1 protein-coding gene is annotated in these 3562 nt (G+C 63.3%); it reads right to left on the bottom strand.

Annotated elements, in window-relative coordinates; genetic code table 11:
• A partial coding sequence (locus tag EHS19_RS10890) for a hypothetical protein (RefSeq protein ID WP_175578434.1) occupies window positions 1-3562 on the bottom strand: 3562 nt, incomplete at both ends.

Here is a 3562-nt window from a genome sequence, read left to right as displayed (position 1 = left end):
GTGGTCGCCGCTGTCCTTGAAGGCTTCGGCCGGCAGCGTCTGCTTGCGCCCATCGACCGACGAGGTGACGATCACGCGATCCTTGTCGTTGGCGAGCACGAAGTCGAAGTTGGATTCGACGAGCGTGAACGTCGCGGTGCGCTTCGCCTTGTAGTACTTCTCATGCTGCACGTCGTTGTTGTCGTATGCGACCGCGACCGTGGGTGCCACCTTGTCGATGGCCACGCCGGTCACGCCCTCGACGTTGCTGTCCTCGTACTTGTTGAGTGCGCCGGTGTCGACCGGGTTGCCGGCCGCATCGGTCAGGGCGATGGCGGTGTTGCCTAGGGTGAGCCGCTGGCTGTCGCCGGTCACTGCGAACGAGACCACGCCGGACGCGCTGCTGCCGCTGTATACGGTCTGCGGCGCCGGGTCGGTGGAGATGCGCGTATCGAATCCGAGCTTGGAGAACCTCACGGACTCATCGCTCTTGCTCACGCAGTCGTTCGCGTCCTTGTTGCCGTCACTTTGCGTGGCGTTGGCGGAGCAGACGCCCGAGATCGGGTCGTTGATGCCGTCGAGGGTCACGTTGAGCGTATCGGCGGAGAAGATCCAGCCCCACTGGTTGGGCTTGGTGGTGCTGAAGTTCAGGTGTCCGGTCGTCGGCGCGGTCCAGTCCATGACGAAGACCTTGCCGCCCTTTGCCGCGTCGTCGAGCGCGGCGTGGGTGCCGCCGAGCACGCCGGCATACTGCCAGTTGATCTGGTACTTGCCTTCCGTGTCGGCATTCGGCTCGTCGGTGGTGCGCACCGGCGTGGTGACCGTGTACGTGTACGAGTCACCGCTGCGCTTGAGTTCGCTCGGCGTGATCTCCACGACGTTGCCGTTGGTCGCTTCGGCCTGCGGCGTGGTGTTGATCGAACCGGAGTAGAACGGCGCGTGCAGCGCGGTGAGCTTCACGTAGAGCGGGAACCAGCGGTCGGTGACGGTGTACGTCTGGTTCACGCCGCCACGGTAGTAGTAGTTCGCATTGCGCGAAACCGGGTTGCCCTTGGCGTTGCTGAAGGCGATTGCCGCCTTGCGTCCGTCCGTTCGGCCTTGATCGACCACGATGGTGTCGTAGTTCGGCTCGTAGCGTTCTGCTTCGGTCAGGTTGCGGCTGAGCTGGTGGCCGGCCGCATCGCTGATGGTGACGGTGATCTCGTCGAGCGGGTAGAAGCCTTCCTGATCGACCGGCACGTCGAACCAGCCACGCTCGTCGATGGTGATGTCATCGGCGCTGATCGTCTTGGCATCGCCGATCTTCTTGCCGTCGAGATCGGTCGGAGCCGGCAGCGCGATGCTGACGGTCTTCGCGTCCAGTCCGGCGGTGTGGCCCTGGTTGCGCAGGTTGTCGTCGTTCTGCGGTTCCACGTCAAGCGTCTTGGACTGTTCCACGGGCAGCAGATCCTGCACATGGACCTTGAGCATCTGCTTGTCGGCCTTGGCGTAGATGCCTTTGGTGACCTTGCCGTCGATGCCCAGCCCTTTGGCGTCGGTCACGAGAGTCGTGTTCTCCTTGCCGGTGTCGCCGGTGAGCTTGGTGAAGCGCGGCGCAGTGGTGTCGAGCTTGAAGGTCGCCTTGTCGGCCTTGGCGAACAGCTGCTTGCCATCATCCTTGCCGTTGACGGTGTTGGTGTTGACGAACGTGTAATCGCCGTTCTTCTGGGCGCTGTTCGTCGAGCTGAGCGCCGGGAGCAGATCCTTGAGCGCCTCGCCGGACCATGTGATCACGCCGCCCTTGCCGGCATCCGCTTCCGCGGTCGCCTGCCTGACGGTCAGTCCCTTGAGCTGCTCGGTGATCTCGCCGGTCGGATCGTCATCCGACGCACGGTCGCCGTATGCGAGCGTGCTGCCGCCGAACAGGTTCACGTCGGCGTAGCCGGTCTTAAGGATGTCCCAGCGGCGCTCGAACGCCTGATCGTCCAGCACAAGCGACACGGACGTGACGTCCTCGCCGTACAGCTTGTCGGGCTTGGCGTTGTTGATCTGGATGCTGGTCGAGCCGGCGTTCTTGCTGATGGACAACTCGGCCGGAATGTTGCTCTTGAACTGGCTACGCAGATCGCCGAGCTTCTTGACCGTGGTGTTGCCGTAGTCCTTGGCGTCCAGATCGGCGTTGTCGCGCGCATTGTCGTATGCGGTGACGGTTGCGTCGTTCAGATCGTAGGTGCCGTCGTCGGTGAGCGTGAACACGTACGTGCCGTTGACGACGACCGGATTGCCGTCCTTGTCCTTGTCGCCGGCGTTGACGGTGAAGGTCCTGGCCTTCGTGTCCTTGCCGTCGAAGCTGGTGAAGGGCACTTCGAGCGTCACCTTCTGCATGCCTGCCGTGTAGGATTCCGCGTCGCCGTCCTTGGAGGTGGTGAGCAGATCCTTGGCGGTGATGCTGATGGTTCGCGAGTCGTTGGCAAGCACCTTGTTGGTGGATGCGTCGTTCGGCGTGCTTTCGAGATCGGTCTTGTTGTCGGCGCCATACGTGGCCCCGGTGTAGCGCGGACCGATGTTGTCGAGACCGAAGCTGTTGTCCGAGACGCCGTTCTGGGTGCCGAGCAGTCGGGCCGCGTTGAGCTCGTTGCCGGGGTTGGCTTCCAGCTTGTACTCACCGTTGACGATGAGCTTGTCGTCGCTGGGGTCGGTCGGGAAGATCGCTCCGTTCTTCGGTGCGGCCGCGCCGCTCTTGGACGTGTCGCAGGTGATGACGAATCCGTTGCGCTCATCGTCGTACTTCGGCTGATCGGTCGGGAACTGGCAGTAGCCTTCGCCGGAATCGTTGCCGACGTAGACGCTCTTGAGCAGATCGACGTTGGCGGTGTTGGTCCACAGATCGGCGAACAGCTCCTTGAACGCCTCTGCGTTCTCGCTTGTGGTGGACACGAGCACGGTCACTTCCGGCTTGGCGTCCGCCTTGTAGTTCTTCAGATAGACGTTCTTGCCGACGGTCGGCTTGCCATCCACCAGAATCTGGTGACGGATGTTGCCCAGCTCGGTTGCGTCGAGGATGCTGATCGAGGTGAACTGCTCGGATTTGCCGTCAACGGTCACGGCAGGCGTGTAGGCGACGATCGTCTTGCCGTCCGTCTCGTTGCCGTCCTGCGCGTTGCCGGCACGGTCGGCCACGGCGAGCTTGATTTTGCTCAGATCATACTTGCCGGGCTGCGTGAGCGTCAGCGTGTACGTGGCGTGGCCGCCGTTCGAGGAATCCCCCTCGAGCTGGCCGGCGACCGGGCTGTTCTCGGCGGCGGTGTCGAAGGTGACCTCCTTGCCGGACCAGTCGGTGTAGACGCCAGTGGCCTTGACCGCCTTCGCGTCAACGCCGACGAACGCATCGGTGATGTCGAAGGTCAACGTGCGGCTGGCGTTGTTCTTGTCGGGCAGCACCTTGATCGAGCCGTTGCGCACGTCGTCGCCGTCTGCCAGCGAGTACGCCTTGAACGTGACGGTCGGGGCCTTGGTGTCGAGCTTGATCGTGTCGCCGGTGTTGGCGGCGCGGCCGGACAGCAGATCGCTGACCAGCACGTCGGTGCCGGCGCTGAACGTGTAG

This window comes from Bifidobacterium jacchi (assembly GCF_009078285.1).
In the GTDB taxonomy this organism is placed as follows: domain Bacteria; phylum Actinomycetota; class Actinomycetes; order Actinomycetales; family Bifidobacteriaceae; genus Bifidobacterium; species Bifidobacterium jacchi.
The sequence above is the reverse complement of the archived record's forward strand: the minus strand, read 5'-3'. Positions and strand labels throughout refer to the sequence as shown.